This is a genomic window from Rhizobium sp. TH135 (assembly GCF_002855515.1).
Taxonomy (GTDB): domain Bacteria; phylum Pseudomonadota; class Alphaproteobacteria; order Rhizobiales; family Rhizobiaceae; genus Allorhizobium.
The window spans coordinates 20,579-35,756 of record NZ_PKRP01000009.1 but is presented as its reverse complement, the minus strand read 5'-3'; the positions used below and the strand labels follow the sequence as shown (position 1 = coordinate 35,756).

The following is a 15,178-nucleotide window of genomic DNA, read 5'->3' as shown; positions in this document are numbered from 1 at the left end:
GGCCTACACCTCGCCTCGGCGCTCATGCCCGGCACGGCGCGAAAGTGTCCGCAGCTCACTCATTACAGCTGCCTGAATCCGCTGGACGTTGCCAAGGTTGATGTCCAGCTCTGACGGATGGACACCCTTTCCTGCATTCAGGGAGCGGGCGACCTGATTCAAATTGATGCCGATCATCCGCATGTCTTCGAGCAACGCGGCCATGATCAACCTGTCTTCAGCAGTCAAAATGGGTCGAACGCCAGCACCCTCGAGGAGCAGCGAACGGAAAAAAGCAGACACACTCATGCCGGCCGACTTGGCCACTTCTTCGATAGCCGAATGCTCTGCATCGCTGACGCGGACGTTGATGAGACGCCCCTTGCGTTGCTTGGCTGTCGGCACTTCGATCGTGTCCTCACCCATCAGTCAATTAAGCCTTCCCGGAGCCTTGCGACCGTCATCGTGGGCTTGTCCCACGATCGCAATGCAAAATGTAAAACATATTTGCGTATCCTGCCACTCTAAACCTAAAGCACTATCTTATAATTTCAACCAAATTCCACCTCTCGACTGGCTCCACTTCGCTTCGCACTCTTTCCGTTGGAACGCTCACCAGGGTTCACCGCCAAAACCGCTTCTGAAGGCCTTTGTCTGTCCCTCGTACTCAGGCGAAAGGGACGCTTCGCTCTTCGCCCTTGGCACCCTCCGTGCGAGCGCCAAGTGAGGCCTCACGCGGCTCCGGGGTTCACCACTCGACACAGACACTTGTTAAAACCACACGACTAACTCGTGTGGTTTAATCGATGTCCTAAAACGTGCGTTCACACGCATGTTTTGATCTTAACCTGCGTGTGAACGCATGTTAGGTTTGCTTCGATGTGAAGATCTTAACGACGATACTGATGTGCCGATTGAACCCACGTCGGATCGCTAGGGGGCGGGGGAACCGTTAGACTGAGAGGATCGCGCAATGACAATCTGCATATCGCTGGTAAGCGGCAAGGGTGGAGCGGGCAAGACAACCGCCGTAATCCTGGTCGCTGGAGAATATGCGCTTCATGGTAAGCAAGTGCTCTTGGTCGATGCCGATGGCCGGCAAAACCTGAATGAGTGGTGGTCGCGTTCCGAGGCTAAAGACAACAGGCCAGACGGCATTGAGCTTCGCACGGCGGTAACCAACGCATCACTTCAGCATATTCTGGAGAACGAAACCGCCGGGTTTGACGTCGTGTTGATCGACTCGCCCGGTCAAGACACCGTGCTACGGGACACGATCATCGCCGGCTCGCAGATCGTTATGACGCCGATCCAGCCAAACCAAGACGAGATCCTTGCTGCCGGCCAGGCAGCAATGGACGTGGCTGACACCTGCGATCGTACCGGGCGAAACATTCCACATCTCAACTTCAGAACCCGGATTACTCTCCCGGGACGTTCACTGGAAGCCTACCGCCTGATACGCCCCTTCATCGCAAACTTGCAGGAACAGGGATATGATTCATACCTCTTGGACACTGAGCTTTATGAGCGAAACCCATACCGCGACATCAGACTTGGATATGGGACGCTGCAAATGCTGGAGCTGAGCGACTCAGTCAAAAAGGCCCGGAGCGAGGTCATGACCTTGATGCAAGAAATTGAACGTTTCCTGCCGAACGAGCAGAAGAGGTCGTAAGATGGCTAAAGGGACTTCCAGCATATCTGATTTTCCCGTTGCACCGCGACGGTCCCGGGGGAATGTACCCAATCCAATGTCGCAGCCGGCTATAGACAACGAAGCAGAAAACGCGGTCGTCAGCCATCAACCGGACGAGGTCGCTGTCGAAGAAGCTCCCGCTCAGGTACCAGCCGTTCAGGTGCCCCCAAGATCAAGTTTGATTTTGCCCTCACCGGAGGCTCGCCGGGAAAGAGCGACGAACAAATCATTGGAGCGTGAGGCGTCCAGAATACGACTGCAGGAGCTGAAGCAGAACAAAGCGCGGGAGAGCAAACACTTCGTCAACTGCCCCCTTGATTACGACACCAAGAAGCGCCTGGAGCGAGCAGCCTCTGACAACGACTTAAAAATGACGGTAATCGTCAAGGCCGCAATCGACCAGTTCCTGAAGGATAATGGTTATTGATCCTCGACCTTCGATTTCTGGCCGGGGTGGCCGTGGGCACCACCCTTGGCTTCTTGATCAACCCTGAAACAGCGGAGAAGGCAGGGATCGACATTCAGTCCATAAAGAGGACTATGCCTGTTATTGGTTCTTCTCCAGCCGAGCCGGTCAAACAAGCTGATTGGCCAACCAACGAACACGCGAAACGGGAGCTGTTCCGGTTTGCGATGTGGGACTTTGAGACATTTGGGCCGAAGTCTGAGATTTTGATCACAAGGTGCATCAGCATCGACCAGCTTTCATTGGCATGCGAAATGCGCGTGAAGCTGAGCTGGATCTCCGAAGAAAGAACGGTCGAAGGCGTTTTTCAATCCAGCGCCCACAGCTGGAACCTGATCGCTGCGAAAGCCGTGAACAGGAATGCTCCCACTGGATCTTGAGGTGATGGACAACGCGCCCTGAGTTGCGGATTTTATATCGAGGAGATCAGCATCCTGGCATTCATTCCCCCCACTTTTGTTAGGGCTTTGTAACTGGCGCGCAGGATGACAGTGCCTTAATGGCACGTTATGGTGCGTGATATCTGCCACAGGCGGATTTGGGGACTGAGGGAATACCGACTGTGCGGAATCTATCCGACTATATCAAATCAAGGGAACTGGTTGAGACTACAGATCCAGATTTCCAGAGACCCTTGTACCGCAAGGAGGGATTCGACGGCATAGTCAGCTTCGGCGAGATCGACGCAAAACTTTCCGCATTCCTACTCGACGAACGCGCGAAAACTGGTCTGACCCAGAGTGATTTCGCGACCCTGGCTGGTCTCGCTCGAGTGGTCTACAGCCGCTACGAACTGAACATTTCGCGACTGACTGTCTCTCGAATGATTCACCTTTCCGAGCTCCTTGGGTTCCTGCCGATGCAGATGATTCATGCCGCAGCACCTCATCTCTACGGTAAAAATCCTGAAGAGGCCGATGATCGTGTTGAACTCTTCAGACTCATTCATGACCTCCCGCATGACACCATACGCAGTTTGATCGGTATAGTTGGCCAACTGACGCCTAAGGATGTTCTTGAAGCTCGGCAAAAAGCGGAAGCGGAGGCCGAAGCAAAAGCTGAGGCCGAACGCCAACGACTGACTAGAAAAGCGGCGAGAGTCAGCAGGAAAGGCCGTCCCCCTGGCCGGCCACCAGGTCGAAAATCATCCAAGGTCGATACCCCGACAGACGATTGAAGAACGGAAAGGGCCGTCAAGTGATGGCCATTTAGGAACGCGTCGTCCCTCACCCCGTTTTCCGATCGCTGTTCGCATTTGCACGCATCAGCGACATCAGCATCGGTCCCAGTCCGAACTCCCCTCCCCTCGCCCGGCGCGTGAGATCGCGGAGATATCCACCTGCCGAATTGATATGCCCTGCCCTCTCCAAGATTGCAGCCATGGCAACCGCCGCGTTCTCCGGCCCCATCACCTCGCAAGCCTCCTGGTAAGCCGACGGGCTAACACCAAGCATTGATCGTACCACCACCGCGGCGCCCATCAGCTCGCGCCAATGGGAGATCGTGCCGCCGGGCCCGTAGTCCGAAATCTGCGGGCAGGCTTTCAGGACCATCGACAGCGGGAACGCCTTCATCTGTTCCGGCTTTGCCAACGGCTGAGCAACCGCTTTGGGTGCTACTTCCAGCTCGACGGCTCCGCCCTGCTCTTTTCCAGAGCTAGGTTCAAGTTCATAGATGGATTCGGGTTTTGAATTCTGTATGTGGCAGCCATTTTGAACAGCATTGCCGTCCATATTTTGAGAATCTAACTGATTTTCCAGAAGGTTGAGGATTTCGGTGCGCAAAAGCTGCATCTCGTCGAGGATTGCCTCCACCTGGTGACGGTCAGGATTGCGGGGAAGTCGGCTGACAATGCCGACATACATGTCTTCGATGGCTTCCCAGTCGCCGTCGGCCCCCTCCTCCATCGCTGCTGAAATCAGCTTGCGCACATCACGCCGGCAGATAGTCAGTGCCTCTTTGGCTCGCCTGAACTGCAGGCGTTCGGCAGCGACTTCCTGTGCCAGTGCTGCAAGTTCCGCAACACGAGCCAAAAGTGGAGAAAGATCGAACCCAAAGGCTTGCTCGATATCGCCACCCTTGTCCCGGTGAGCGTAGCGCTTGCCGTTCGGACTATCCTTGCGCTGGATGAGCCCGGCTTCGACCAGGGCAGCCAAATGGCGCCGCAAGGTCGTTCCAGTGATGCCGTGCGCTCTGACAGAAAGCTGGGCGTTCGAAGGGAAGACCACCAATCCGCTATCGCAGTTGAGCTCGCTTTCCGGATAAAATGTCAGCAATGCGTCCAGCACAGTCAGCGCCCTGTCCTGGAGGCCGAGGCGTTCACGGGCCTCACAGGCGTCGCGAAACACCTTCCATTTTTCGACCGGGCGGTTTGGTTTCGTCTCGGACGTCTGAAGCTGCCTCTTTACAAGAGCAAGCACAACCGGCCGCCGCCCAAAGGGCGTCGTGACATTTCCCGTCTGCATATTCCTTCACCTTTCTTCAGGCAAAAGAAATCCGCTCACCAAAACGATGCCAAAGACTCTTGACTGGGATTCATGGAAATGCGATTCTCGATCTTGCTAGGAATTGAGAGAGGCTTCCATGACGGAAACGTTTTGGGGGCCTTTTTCTTTTGTCGCGGTCTCTCCTCTTGACCAATTAACGAGTGTCTCGATCACACCTCTTGGTGAGTTGGATCGGAATGATTGTTGTATTCGCTTAGAAGATCAGGCATTCGGTCCGCCAGCCAGCGCGCGAAAGCGCGTTCCTGCTTCGGGATTGAGACCGTAGTTCCAGCCGAATTACTCTTCATGCGGCCAAAAACTCGGTCACCCACGGCGAAGTCAACAATCTCTTCAGCTGGTTCCGCAGTCACTTTGTCGGCTGCAGCACTTGCAGCTCGTATCGCTTGGGCAATACGGCTGGAGCTGTCAGCGCCTCGAAACTCGACCGTGTCGATTATCTTGCGAACACGTGCTGCGCTGCTCGGATCTTTCAGCAACTCGGCAAATGCGGTCCATTTCGGGCGACCAACTCCTTTTGCTCTGCCGATCGCAAGAATGATGTCTTCGGGAACCGCCTCCGTCACTCGAAACAGATGCGATATTGCCGCTTCTGAAGCTCCCAAGATTGGGCACATGGCGCGATGGGAAAGGCCAGCACTTTTGAGCTGTACTGCCCACATTGCCTGCTCGATCCAGGTCAAGTTTTCCCGAACACCATTCTCAAGCGATTGCTCTTCAATCAATTGCCGATCGGAAAGCTCTCGAACATACGCTCGAATCTTTATGGTCTCCGGGCGATCCGCTTCTGCCATTATGGCCTTGATCGCCGCCCATCGACGGTAACCGTAGGCAAGCTGGTAATGATCCGGTTTCGTCGGATGCGGCCGAACGAGAACCGGAATTTTTTGGCCTTCGCTTGCGATAGAAACCTTAAGCGCCTCGAGCTCTTTGGCCGCATCTTCGTCGTTGCCAAAGCGATCTCTATAGGGCGAGCGGTCGATACGGTCAGGATCGAGTGAAATGACACTATCTTCGGTGAGCTGTGTCAGTGCTCGACCCACATTGGAAATGACCGGTGAAGAGTGCCGCCGCGCCAGCGAGGGCTTGTCAGACGCGTCCGACACCACAGTAGATTCTGTCCGGTTTTCGGCAGCCGCCATTCGCTGAAGGATGCTTTTCTTCATGTGCTACGCCCCCAAACTTTGTGAACGAGGTCGAGGATTTCGGAGTTAACTCGATCAGCGCTCTCAATTGCACGCTTCAACGCTTCACGACCGACCTCGCCCGACTCGAGCTCGTAAAGGGTCTTCTTCGCTACCGCTGCACCGGCGATTGCCGTCGATTCGAGCGCCTCCGCAACCAGTACATCATCACCAAACAATCGGCGCATGACTCCAGACATATACTTTTGAGGCCCGTCATTCGGGTTCACGCGGGTGAGCAGGAAACGGAAAAAGTCATGCTCAAATTTTGCTCCAAACTGCCCCAGCACCTCCGATAGATCGGAGATCATGATCAGGAACTGATTGCACGATGCAACGTCGAGCATCGCCGGGTGAACGGTAATGATTAAGGACGTGGCTGCGTAAAGAGCGGCGAGCGTCGAGTATCCAAGGGACGGTGGGGTGTCGATGATAACGATATCGTATCGATCATCGACGCGGGCCAGGGCACTGCTTAACCGCTCGAAAAACAAACCCAAGTCATCTCTGGTTTTCGAGGTCAGATAGGACGGGGTATCAAACTCAAAGTCCATTAGCTCCAGATTGCCAGGAACTAGATCGACACCCGGGAAATAGGTTGGCCGGATCACTTCAGCGAGCGGCCGCCTCTCATTGTCATATCGAATGGCTGCATAGGCTGTTTGGTTCTCGCCGAGATCGAACTCGGGCTGAATACCAAATAGCGCAGTCATCGATGCTTGCGGATCAAGATCCAGACACAGGACCCGATAACCCTGAAGCCCTAGAAAATGTGCGAGATGGATAGAAGTGGTTGTCTTGGAACTACCACCTTTAAAATTCGCCGTAGCAATTACCTGAAGCTTTTCCCCTTTGCGACGATGCGGAAGCAGCTCGCCAGCTTCGTCCGGACGAAGTTCGGCCAGGAATGCCCTCAGTTCCTTGACCTGTTCTATCGTGTAGGTTCGCCTGTTATTTTCTGCACGCTCGGGCAAAGGCCCCTTCCCTTCCAGCGTCAACTGGCGAAGAGTACTTTCCGGAACCTTGAGTAGCCTCACTAGGTCAAGGGTTGAGAATGTCCGACCAAATGTTTTCTGCGCAGAGGGTGGATAAACAGCCTCACGCATATCGTTCAGCTCCGCAGAGAGTTTCGAGGTGTAGACCCCGATCTTCGACGCAGTGTCTCTGACGCTCTGAGAAGCTGGCTGCAACATTCAATCCTCTTGACGGTTCTGACCACTTTACGAGATCATTTCCGTCAGGGATGCCAGACTGACTCCGATTCTTCAAGGCGTTTTTCGTTAACAAGAAGTTAACGCATCAAGGATGCCCGACTTTACAGTTGTAAAGTTTTAGGTCGATGCGCATGAGGCCCGACAGTTATGCCAGTGCCCCTAGCCTGTAGAAGAGCTGAACTGTCGCAGATAGTCAGCGGCTGCCTGAGCCTTTGCGGCGGCAGTGATGACTGCACGTGAATCCTGCTTGAGCACCTTGAGCCAGTTTTCAACGTAGGTCGCGGTGTTGTCTCGCGGATCATGCTCGATGCCAAGATCGGCGCAGACGAACGCGGCTGAGATCTCGGCAACAAGCTCCTCCATGGCGTAGGCCTCACTGCCGAACCGCCCACTCAGGTCACGGCCCAAACGTGCCTTTGCACCACTCCAATGAGAAATTTCATGAAGAACAGTGCTGTAAAGGTGAATCTCGCTGAGGAACCGCCCCCGATCCGGAATCAGAATGTCATCGAGACCAGGGCGATAACAAGCCTGCTTGCCGCCGTAGGTGATCTTCGCGCCAGTGCGATCTATGAAGGATTCGACGTTTTCGAGGACTGGAACGGCATCCATTGGCACATCATCGGCCGGGCTCTTGAAGCGGTCAGGCAGGTTATCGATCTGCTCGACGTTGAAGACAGCGTAGCCCTTGAGATAGGGGACTGCGCGATCGTCCGCCTCCTGATCCTTCGGCGTGAAGGTGCCGTACTTGACGACGAGGGTTCCTTGTTCGCCCTTGCGGACCTGAGCGCCAAGCTCCTGAGCCTGCCGGTAAGTCATCCATGTGTTTTCGTCGTAGCCGGCGAGTTGCCCGGAGAGCCAAAGCATGACCACGTTGATGCCGCGATAGGCTTCGCCGGAGGCACGCAGCGGCGTAGCCGACCTGCGAACATTTCCGCGCCATGGCCGAATCCAAGGCTTGGTGCCGGCCTCGAGCTGCTGGATGATGGTGTCGGTGATCCGCTGGTAGGTGTCCTTTACGCTCTGCATTGCCGTCTCCTGTTCGTTGGTTGACGGCAAAGATCCGAAGATAGCGAAACGAGCCCATGCACCCGTAGGGCCGCAACGGAGTGTAGGACCGCGCAAGCGGTTGAATGGGTGAGGGGCTATCGTAGTTTGTCCGTCAAACCATCCAACGGACAGGAGAGGGCGCTGAGCGTAGGCACCCCGGCCGACGATACGGGCCCTCACTGCAGCGACAGGGCCGCAGATCAGCGCTCTCGGTCGTCTTGGTCGCGGTTTCGCTGGCGATCGGCAAGCTGCTGCGCTTCGATAGCCTTAAGCTCGGCATTGATGTGCTGCGACTGAGGCTCTTGGGCCTTTTGCTGACCTGGCTGCGAATGGGCATCTTGGACCTGTTCCGGCCGACCCAGAGTCTTGAAATCAGATCTTGCGGTGAACCTAACTTCCTCGTCGTCAGCAGGTATTTGCTCGGGGAGATCAGCACGATCTACGGCCACAATCCCCTTTTCGGTCACGAGGCTCGCAACTCGATTGTCATGGCCGAGAACCTGGCCTTCGATCACTTCGCCCTGGCGGGCCGTGCGGATATTGTGCTCGAACGGTTTCTCGCCAGCCTGCTCAAGATCGGACATGGCACTGCGGATCGCCTCGCGGCGGTTAGGATCCATTGCATCCTGGATGAGGTGCTTCATCGCCGGACTGGACGGATCATTCGTGGTCTCAATGGATGCCTCGATCATGCGAGGTTTGGTGATGACGGTCAGATCGATATCATGCCCATAGGTGCGGCCCAATGAGACCACCAGAGCTTCGTTTGCCCTTCCATTGCCTTCGCGAAAGGCATGAACATAGTTCAACTCAGATAGGACGTGAGCGGCCTTCTCGGCGAATTGCTCGGGTGTCGCGGCTCGCAAGCCCTGAACGTCTCTAGCAGGCCTCAGCGCCTCGTTGAGACCCATTTCGATGCGCGAGCCGGGGAGGAAAGTCGTATCGCCCTTCGAAAGCCCGCCTACCGGCTCTACCCGATGCCCATCGACGACAGGACTTTCATTGCGCGTGTGTCCTGCCCATTCATAGATATCTTGAAAGATGTAGCCGTGCAGAGCCTTCAGATGCGCTGCGTCGTGATTACCGGTAGGGCCTTTTCCCTCGGCCAGCTCCGTAATCCTTGAGTCCGTAATCGCGTACTCGGCTTCGCGCAGTTCTGAATAGCTCCTGATATTGAGCTTGTTCTTCAGAACATCCTTGTAATCCTCATCCCCTGACGTGTTGGGATAGGTGTAGGAGCCTTTGGCTTCATCATCGCGGGCCAAGCGAAACCTCATGCAAAAAGGCCGCCTGAGTTCACAGGCGGCCGCTACAAATGTCTAGGTGATGATCAAGGCCGCTTGAATCGGGCCAGCATCTCTTGGCGCATTTCCTCGGAAGTGATGTCCCCCGCGACGTAGCGGGCCTTCGCTTCTTCCAAGACCGGGTCACCGGTGTAACCCTGCCGCATATTCGCAGCGCGTGCCTGATCTGAAGCCTTCTTCCGTGCTGCAACAGCTTCCGGAGAGCGATCGGGGCGAGGGGCATGAACGTTCATTGGCAGAGCCTCCAGTTACTGTTCCACTTAGCACAATAAGAGCCGGATATCCAGCGAATGCGGGGTAAGCGGCTCTTTTATGGTGGGAGCCCGATCAGAGATCGGGCCTCCCAGAGCGATCAATCGCGGGGTTCCCATTCGATGATGGCCTGCAGTGCCACGTCATCTTGGCCGGGGTAACGGCCCAAGTTGGCGTTGAAGCCGAGGCGCTTGATGGAGAGGGTGTAGTACGGCTTCCCTTCTCCGCTGGTCTTCTTCCAGATGCCGCCAACTTCGATATCGTGGCCGCGAGGTGACTTGGCATAGACGCGATGCGTCGGAGCCTTTTCGTTGGTGGAGTCGAAAGGTGTAACCTTGATGTCCAGGTCCCGGTCGATGGTGGAGATGAGGCCGGTTCCCTTGGCGTTGTCGATGTCGTCTTTGTCGAACTGGATGAAGTTGGTCATGCTCATGTTAATCACTCCTCTATGGTGGTTGCGATGATCGTTCATAAGGCACGGCGAAAAGCGGTGCGCACCGTAGGCCGGAGCGCAGCGAAGGAGGCTGGACGGGGACAAATTTTGTTTCGCGAGGAAGCCGAAGGCGGGGAAAATTTGGAGACGAACGGCTTTGCGCCAACCGCGTCGCCGTGCGAACGGGCATCAAGAGCAACCACTTTGGAGGTGTGGGGCCTGAGCGCTTGCAGCAATACGTCACCTCGACAAATGGGACATCGGCACAGGTCAAGGGCGGGATTGTGCTGAATGCAGCCGAACCAGCAGCCTGAAACAAGAGGCTGGGGTAACCGATGGTTTCGCCAAAACATGCGATCTCGCCATCTTTTGCCCATATGAGCGCCGCCAGTCGTTCAGTTGCCGGAATGGCTGCGGCGATAGGAGGACGGCGATTCAACCTGAGCGCCCCACAAGCCTTGGCCTCGCTCTCGGGCTCTTGCCTCGGCGCGGCGATACTGGTCCAGATCGATCGGGTGGGATCTTGGCAGATAACGCAACAGGAGGCTGGCTTGGCCCGCCTTCACCATTTCAAGGCCAATATCCGAGTTGTCGATGAAGCACTGGCCGACAAGGCGCTTGTACTGGTCTCGATCAATTTCAACGCAACGGACATGCTTGCCATCGATCATGCGGGCGAGGAAGCGACGTGCCTCAATCCCACAATTCCATATCACACCGTTTTTGGAGCCCATCTGATCCCGCTCACAGGCGTCAATGGCCGCGATACGGATCCTCTGTTGGCGGATGCTGAAGGTGTCTGCATCAATCACCCGCGCTCGGCCTGAATAGTCGGCCGCTGCAGAAGACGCGGTGAACAGAAGCGCGGCCAGCGCGGCTCCAACCAAGCGATTTTCTATCACGAGTGTGCCTCCATTGAGTTGCGGGCTGCCAGCCCAAATACGGAGCGGTTCAGATGAAGGTCTCCGCTCGCGGCGCGGTCGGTCATGGCCCGCAAATACCCGCCCGGCGAGCTGATCTCGGCCCGCGTGTATTTCTCAAACGTCAGAGCGATAGCAACAGCGGCCGCCTGCTGCCCCATTCGCTCCACGGCCCGCTGGCGCGCATCCTCGGAGACTCCGGCGATGCGGCAAAGTTTGGGAGCGATCCGGTCCAGGTCCGCCCAACTACGCGGGGGCTGGTAGCCATATTCGGCAAGGCTTGGCGTAGCCCGCCACACATCTTCCAGCGCCACAAGTGAAGGCCGCACTTGCAGTTGCCTATTGCTTTGGCGCGAAGGGCTCCCCAGGCTTTCTTCAAAAGCCCTCTTGCTGGCGGAGCCAGCCCCTAACGAACTGATTTGTTCGGCGTCAGCCGAACGCCGTTCATCATTACGAGCTTCAAAAGGCTTCGGGGTTGTAATCTGTATGTGCATGTCGTTTTCGACATCCGTGCATGTCATATTTGCATCTATGTCGGAAGCTTGAGGGGTCCGATTCACGTTGCGCAATCGGTCGGCAAGCCACTCCAAAAGCATTGTGGCCTTCCGAAGGGCGTGGGCCGGCTCGTGCCTAGCTGATCCGATGAAGGCCGCGATCTTCTCAACACGGGACCCGATCCGCCCGAGAATGACTTCGCCTCGTTCGGTTGAGGACGCGAGAGCATACCTCGCGGCACGCAGAGCGTCCCGGAAGCGACGCGCTGCGTTGTCGCGAACTCGAATCTCTTCCCGCTTCTGGCGCACCAGCTGATCAAGTTCATGGTGCCGAGCGATCAGGACGCGCAGATCAATGCCGCAGGCGTCGGCAATATCTCCTTCGCTGTCCCGGATCGGGTAGCGCTTGAAATTCGCACTGTCCTGCATGGTGACAAGGCCGAGGTCGTACAATCGGGAAAGAATTCGGCTTACGCGTCCCGGTGACTTGTTGATGTCATACCCCAGCTGTCGGTTCGACTTGTAGACAATCGGGCGCCCGCCTTTGTCAAAGGTATCGGCCTTAGCGGTCGTTATGATAGCCTCGAGCAACGCATATTCTGAGGTCGTGATCATTCCGATCGTCATCAGATTCTTAGCGAGCACAGCAAGCTGTCCGCGGGTAACAGATCCGATTTCCGTTGACTGCGCCAGTCGCCGGAATTCGGCTCGCTCCTTCGTCATTCTGCGACCTGTCGGCCGCTTGTGTTGTCTGGGTTCCCCCATCGTCCGTCTCCTGTCAGAGGCCAGACAAAGCTCCGCCGTTCACCGAAAAGGTGTTTTGATTGTTGACATCGGAGGGGAGGTCTGCGAGAATGATGGTGCTTTTATATTTCGAACTGCAGACCGCTTCCGGATTATTCGGGAGCGGTTTTTCTTTTCTGGGCCGGGTGCGATCTCCAAAAAACTGTTAAAATGCGCGAGTCGGAATCGGTTTAGGTTCCGCCCGATTGCGATTAGTAACCTGAGATACCGAATTGATGCAAGTTGTCACATTTCCGCGTTGCTTTGCCGGTTCAGCTGACATCTGAAATAGCGCCTAAATTTCAATTTTTTAGCGCGCTTGTCCGCGCCTTCCCTCTCTTCGCGCCTAAAATTGGAACGTTTCCAGAGTATGAATTAGCCCCCTTTATTGTTGGGGAAATTCAACAGGGTGGGGAGGAGAGTTTGAGAGGAGGGGGCGAGGGCCTCCTCTCAACAAGCGGCCTGATCTGCCGTCCCCCGATACGTTTCTGCCTCCCACGCACCTGCAAAAGCGCCCGCATTGGCTCGATGCCAAGGCGGGCGCTAAAGTGCGATCTTGAAGCAGGCTCAGCCGCGCTGAGCAGCATCCTCAAGATAGGTCGGCGGTAGATCGAAGGCCTTTAGCGCTGTATCGAGTGCTTTTTGCACTTCATCCCAATCAACATGCTCCGGGTCGCTCAGGTAGGCGTTGATTAGCTGACAGCAGCTTTCGGCGGCAAGGGTCGGATCAGGATCGGAAGCGAGCACGGCTTATCCTCGGGAATAGGGGAGCCGGTCACACTGGAGGACGTGACCGGGGACAAGCAGCGGCGGGATTATTCCGCTGCCATCGGGAACGAGTGTTCGCTCTTTTCCTCAGAGGTTTCAGCCTCACCCTCTGCGTCGGGGTCAGACGCGATCCGAACGTGAGGCGGAAGCCACCCGCTGTCCTTGATGGACTTGGCGGCATACTCCGCAGCCTCGCCCTTCTTCATGTTGCCGACACCAGCGGCGATATCCTCGCCGCGCACCTCGGCAACAACGGCTTGAATGGTCGGCCTGTTGACGTGGCTGAAATAGCTTTCCGCCGTGGTCTCGAACCAATCCCGCATATCGACATTCAATGCGCGGCCCATCTGGTCGGCATGTGCCAGCGCTTGGCTGCGACTGCTGAACTTCTTCTCAACTGCATTGACGGAATGGGCGGCGGCATAGGCCAGAAGCTGCAACAACTCGCTCTGCGATTGATCCATCAGCCATTCCCAAAGGTCAGCAGGATCGCCGGGAAGCCGGTGCCCGTAGTTTTCCTCAAGGCTTCCCCACGCCTCAAGGGCCTTGTTCTCGGCGGGACGCTTCATCGAACCGTCGAGCACTTCATGAGTGACAGAGATTTCAAGCGCGCTCTGGTGGCCGGGAATGCCCCATGCGGTCCGATACTGCACTTTGAGCAACATCGCATGGACGACTGCCACAAGCGCGATTTCGGGATTGTTCGCCAGCTCGACACGAAGTGCCGCCGTCTTCTGAGCGGTCAGGTCCTCGATCAAAGCCGCTGAGTGAGTAAGCGCCGCAGATTTCAAAGCGCCGTCAGCGTCCTCGGTCGCCCCGCCTTGCTTTCGTTCTGTGGCTTCGGCCTTCTTCTTGTCCTCGTCTCGGACAAGGCCTCTCAACACCGATAACTTGCCCCAATGGTCGATGGTAACAATTGCCCCTGCAATCGCAAGGTCTTCGCTCCGATAGGCTTCTTCACGCTTCTGCAGGACGGCGATTTCCTGCTCGACGGCGGACAAGGCGGCCTCTGCACCTTCATCCTCCTGATCCGCATCGATCTGCGCCGCCAATTCGTCATAGCGCTCAGTCAGCGCGTCAAGCTTGGCTTGATCCTCGTCGTTGAGGTCTATGCGCTGCGGGTAAACCCGAGCCATCTGGTAGATGTTATCCGGCTGCTGAGGGCACCACTCTACCCATTTCCAGCCTTCGGCCTTCACGGTTTCGGCCTCGGCCTCCAACTTCTCGGCAACCAGCTTTTCAAGCAAGCCGCTATCGCATGCAAAGCCCCCTCCCTGCTCGGCAAACAGGTCGCGGCGCACTGGACCGCCAGCCGCCTCATAAACCTCTAATCCGCCGATCAGCGCGAGCCGCTTGTCGCTTGCGGGGACTTCATCCACGACGAGACGGCGCTTGATTGTGTTGGCGCTGCGATCCCATGAGGGGAGGGCATTCCAAACCTCTTCCTGTCGAGCGTGATCGTCGGTGATGGTAAAGGCGGCAAGCTGCTCAAAGGTCATATTCTCGGCGCGGAACGCCGCGAACAGGACCGGGGAAACCTTCGCCAGCGCAAGGCGGCGGTTGACGATGATTTCGGTTGTCCCGAAACGGGCGGCGATGTCCTTGATGGACTTGCCCTCATCGAACAACGCTTTGAATGCCTCGAACTGGTCCGCCGGGTGCATGGCCTCCCGCATGACGTTCTCGGTCAGGCTTAACTCCGTTGCGTCACCCGCCTCCCGGACAATGACGTTCACGGCGTAGTCGGCCCCGATCTCGCCGCGTTCGGCGAGAAGATTGAGGGCTGCGAGGCGGCGACCGCCGGCCGTCACGAGGTATCGGCCTTTGGGAGCTTTGCGCACCACAAGGTTTTGAATAATGCCATTGGCGAGAATGGACGCCGACAGGCTCTCGATGCTCTCCTTGGTGTAGGTCTTGCGGACGTTTTTGGGGTCTGCGTTCAGCTTGTTCAGTGCTACCGCGATGATGTCGCTCATGGTTCCTTGCTCCAGTTTTTCCCGTTTCCCTTGGGAGCAAGCCCCGCTAGTGGGCGAAGCCTCTGCCTTCGTTTTCGAAGGATGTGCCCCCACATCCGGCGGAACGAAGGGGGAGGGCTTGAGCCCGCTCCCGTTAGGACGCGGATCGGGTC

16 protein-coding genes are annotated in these 15,178 nt (G+C 56.6%); 4 read left to right on the top strand and 12 right to left on the bottom strand.

Annotation, left to right across the window (positions count from 1 at the left end):
* Positions 1-3 precede the first annotated feature (3 nt).
* Complete coding sequence (locus C0V73_RS22090) at positions 4-405, bottom strand: DUF6290 family protein (protein WP_102022180.1); 402 nt, start codon at positions 403-405, stop codon at positions 4-6.
* 547 nt (positions 406-952) lie between these two features.
* Here C0V73_RS22090 and C0V73_RS22085 point away from each other — a divergent pair.
* From C0V73_RS22085 to C0V73_RS22070, 4 genes are all read left to right on the top strand, one after another.
* Positions 953-1,657, top strand: a complete 705-nt coding sequence (locus C0V73_RS22085; protein ID WP_102022179.1) for a ParA family protein — start codon at positions 953-955, stop codon at positions 1,655-1,657.
* 76 nt (positions 1,658-1,733) lie between these two features.
* Entirely contained in the window at positions 1,734-2,105 is a 372-nt protein-coding gene (locus tag C0V73_RS23355; protein ID WP_245408072.1) for a hypothetical protein, read from the top strand.
* Complete coding sequence (locus C0V73_RS22075) at positions 2,102-2,524, top strand: hypothetical protein (protein WP_102022178.1); 423 nt, start codon at positions 2,102-2,104, stop codon at positions 2,522-2,524. Before C0V73_RS23355 ends, C0V73_RS22075 begins: the two co-directional genes overlap by 4 nt.
* Positions 2,525-2,778: 254 nt before the next feature.
* On the top strand, positions 2,779-3,321 hold the full coding sequence (locus C0V73_RS22070) for a helix-turn-helix transcriptional regulator (RefSeq protein WP_245408071.1): 543 nt from the start codon (positions 2,779-2,781) through the stop codon (positions 3,319-3,321).
* Positions 3,322-3,370: 49 nt separating this feature from the next.
* Here C0V73_RS22070 and repC (C0V73_RS22065) read toward each other — a convergent pair whose 3' ends face one another.
* From repC (C0V73_RS22065) to C0V73_RS22015, 11 genes are all read right to left on the bottom strand, one after another.
* Positions 3,371-4,609 (bottom strand): plasmid replication protein RepC, encoded by a 1,239-nt coding sequence (gene repC, locus C0V73_RS22065; protein ID WP_102022177.1) that lies wholly within the window; start codon positions 4,607-4,609, stop codon positions 3,371-3,373.
* 191 nt (positions 4,610-4,800) lie between these two features.
* Positions 4,801-5,814, bottom strand: a complete 1,014-nt coding sequence (repB, locus tag C0V73_RS22060) for a plasmid partitioning protein RepB (protein WP_102022176.1) — start codon at positions 5,812-5,814, stop codon at positions 4,801-4,803.
* Positions 5,811-7,025: a plasmid partitioning protein RepA gene (repA, locus tag C0V73_RS22055; RefSeq protein WP_102022175.1), complete on the bottom strand. Its 1,215-nt coding sequence runs from the start codon at positions 7,023-7,025 to the stop codon at positions 5,811-5,813. The genes repB and repA overlap by 4 nt, the downstream gene beginning before the upstream one ends.
* 180 nt (positions 7,026-7,205) lie before the next feature.
* Positions 7,206-8,075 carry a zincin-like metallopeptidase domain-containing protein gene (locus tag C0V73_RS22050; protein ID WP_102022174.1) on the bottom strand — a complete coding sequence of 290 codons (870 nt, stop codon included), beginning with the start codon at positions 8,073-8,075 and terminating at the stop codon, positions 7,206-7,208.
* Positions 8,076-8,296: 221 nt separating this feature from the next.
* Complete coding sequence (locus tag C0V73_RS22045; protein WP_244712684.1) at positions 8,297-9,361, bottom strand: Fic family protein; 1,065 nt, start codon at positions 9,359-9,361, stop codon at positions 8,297-8,299.
* A gap of 65 nt (positions 9,362-9,426) precedes the next feature.
* The gene (locus tag C0V73_RS22040; protein WP_102022172.1) at positions 9,427-9,633 is read right to left on the bottom strand and encodes an antitoxin VbhA family protein; all 207 of its coding nucleotides are present in this window, start codon (positions 9,631-9,633) and stop codon (positions 9,427-9,429) included.
* 119 nt (positions 9,634-9,752) lie between these two features.
* Positions 9,753-10,085 carry a DUF736 family protein gene (locus C0V73_RS22035; protein WP_102022171.1) on the bottom strand — a complete coding sequence of 111 codons (333 nt, stop codon included), beginning with the start codon at positions 10,083-10,085 and terminating at the stop codon, positions 9,753-9,755.
* A gap of 395 nt (positions 10,086-10,480) precedes the next feature.
* Positions 10,481-10,984 carry a thermonuclease family protein gene (locus C0V73_RS22030; protein ID WP_234614158.1) on the bottom strand — a complete coding sequence of 168 codons (504 nt, stop codon included), beginning with the start codon at positions 10,982-10,984 and terminating at the stop codon, positions 10,481-10,483.
* On the bottom strand, positions 10,984-12,222 hold the full coding sequence (repC, locus tag C0V73_RS22025; RefSeq protein WP_245408070.1) for a plasmid replication protein RepC: 1,239 nt from the start codon (positions 12,220-12,222) through the stop codon (positions 10,984-10,986). Before repC (C0V73_RS22025) ends, C0V73_RS22030 begins: the two co-directional genes overlap by 1 nt.
* 627 nt (positions 12,223-12,849) lie before the next feature.
* Entirely contained in the window at positions 12,850-13,029 is a 180-nt protein-coding gene (locus C0V73_RS22020) for a hypothetical protein (protein WP_102022169.1), read from the bottom strand.
* 68 nt (positions 13,030-13,097) lie between these two features.
* Positions 13,098-15,026, bottom strand: a complete 1,929-nt coding sequence (locus C0V73_RS22015; protein WP_102022168.1) for a ParB/RepB/Spo0J family partition protein — start codon at positions 15,024-15,026, stop codon at positions 13,098-13,100.
* Between the last annotated feature and the right edge of the window lie 152 nt (positions 15,027-15,178).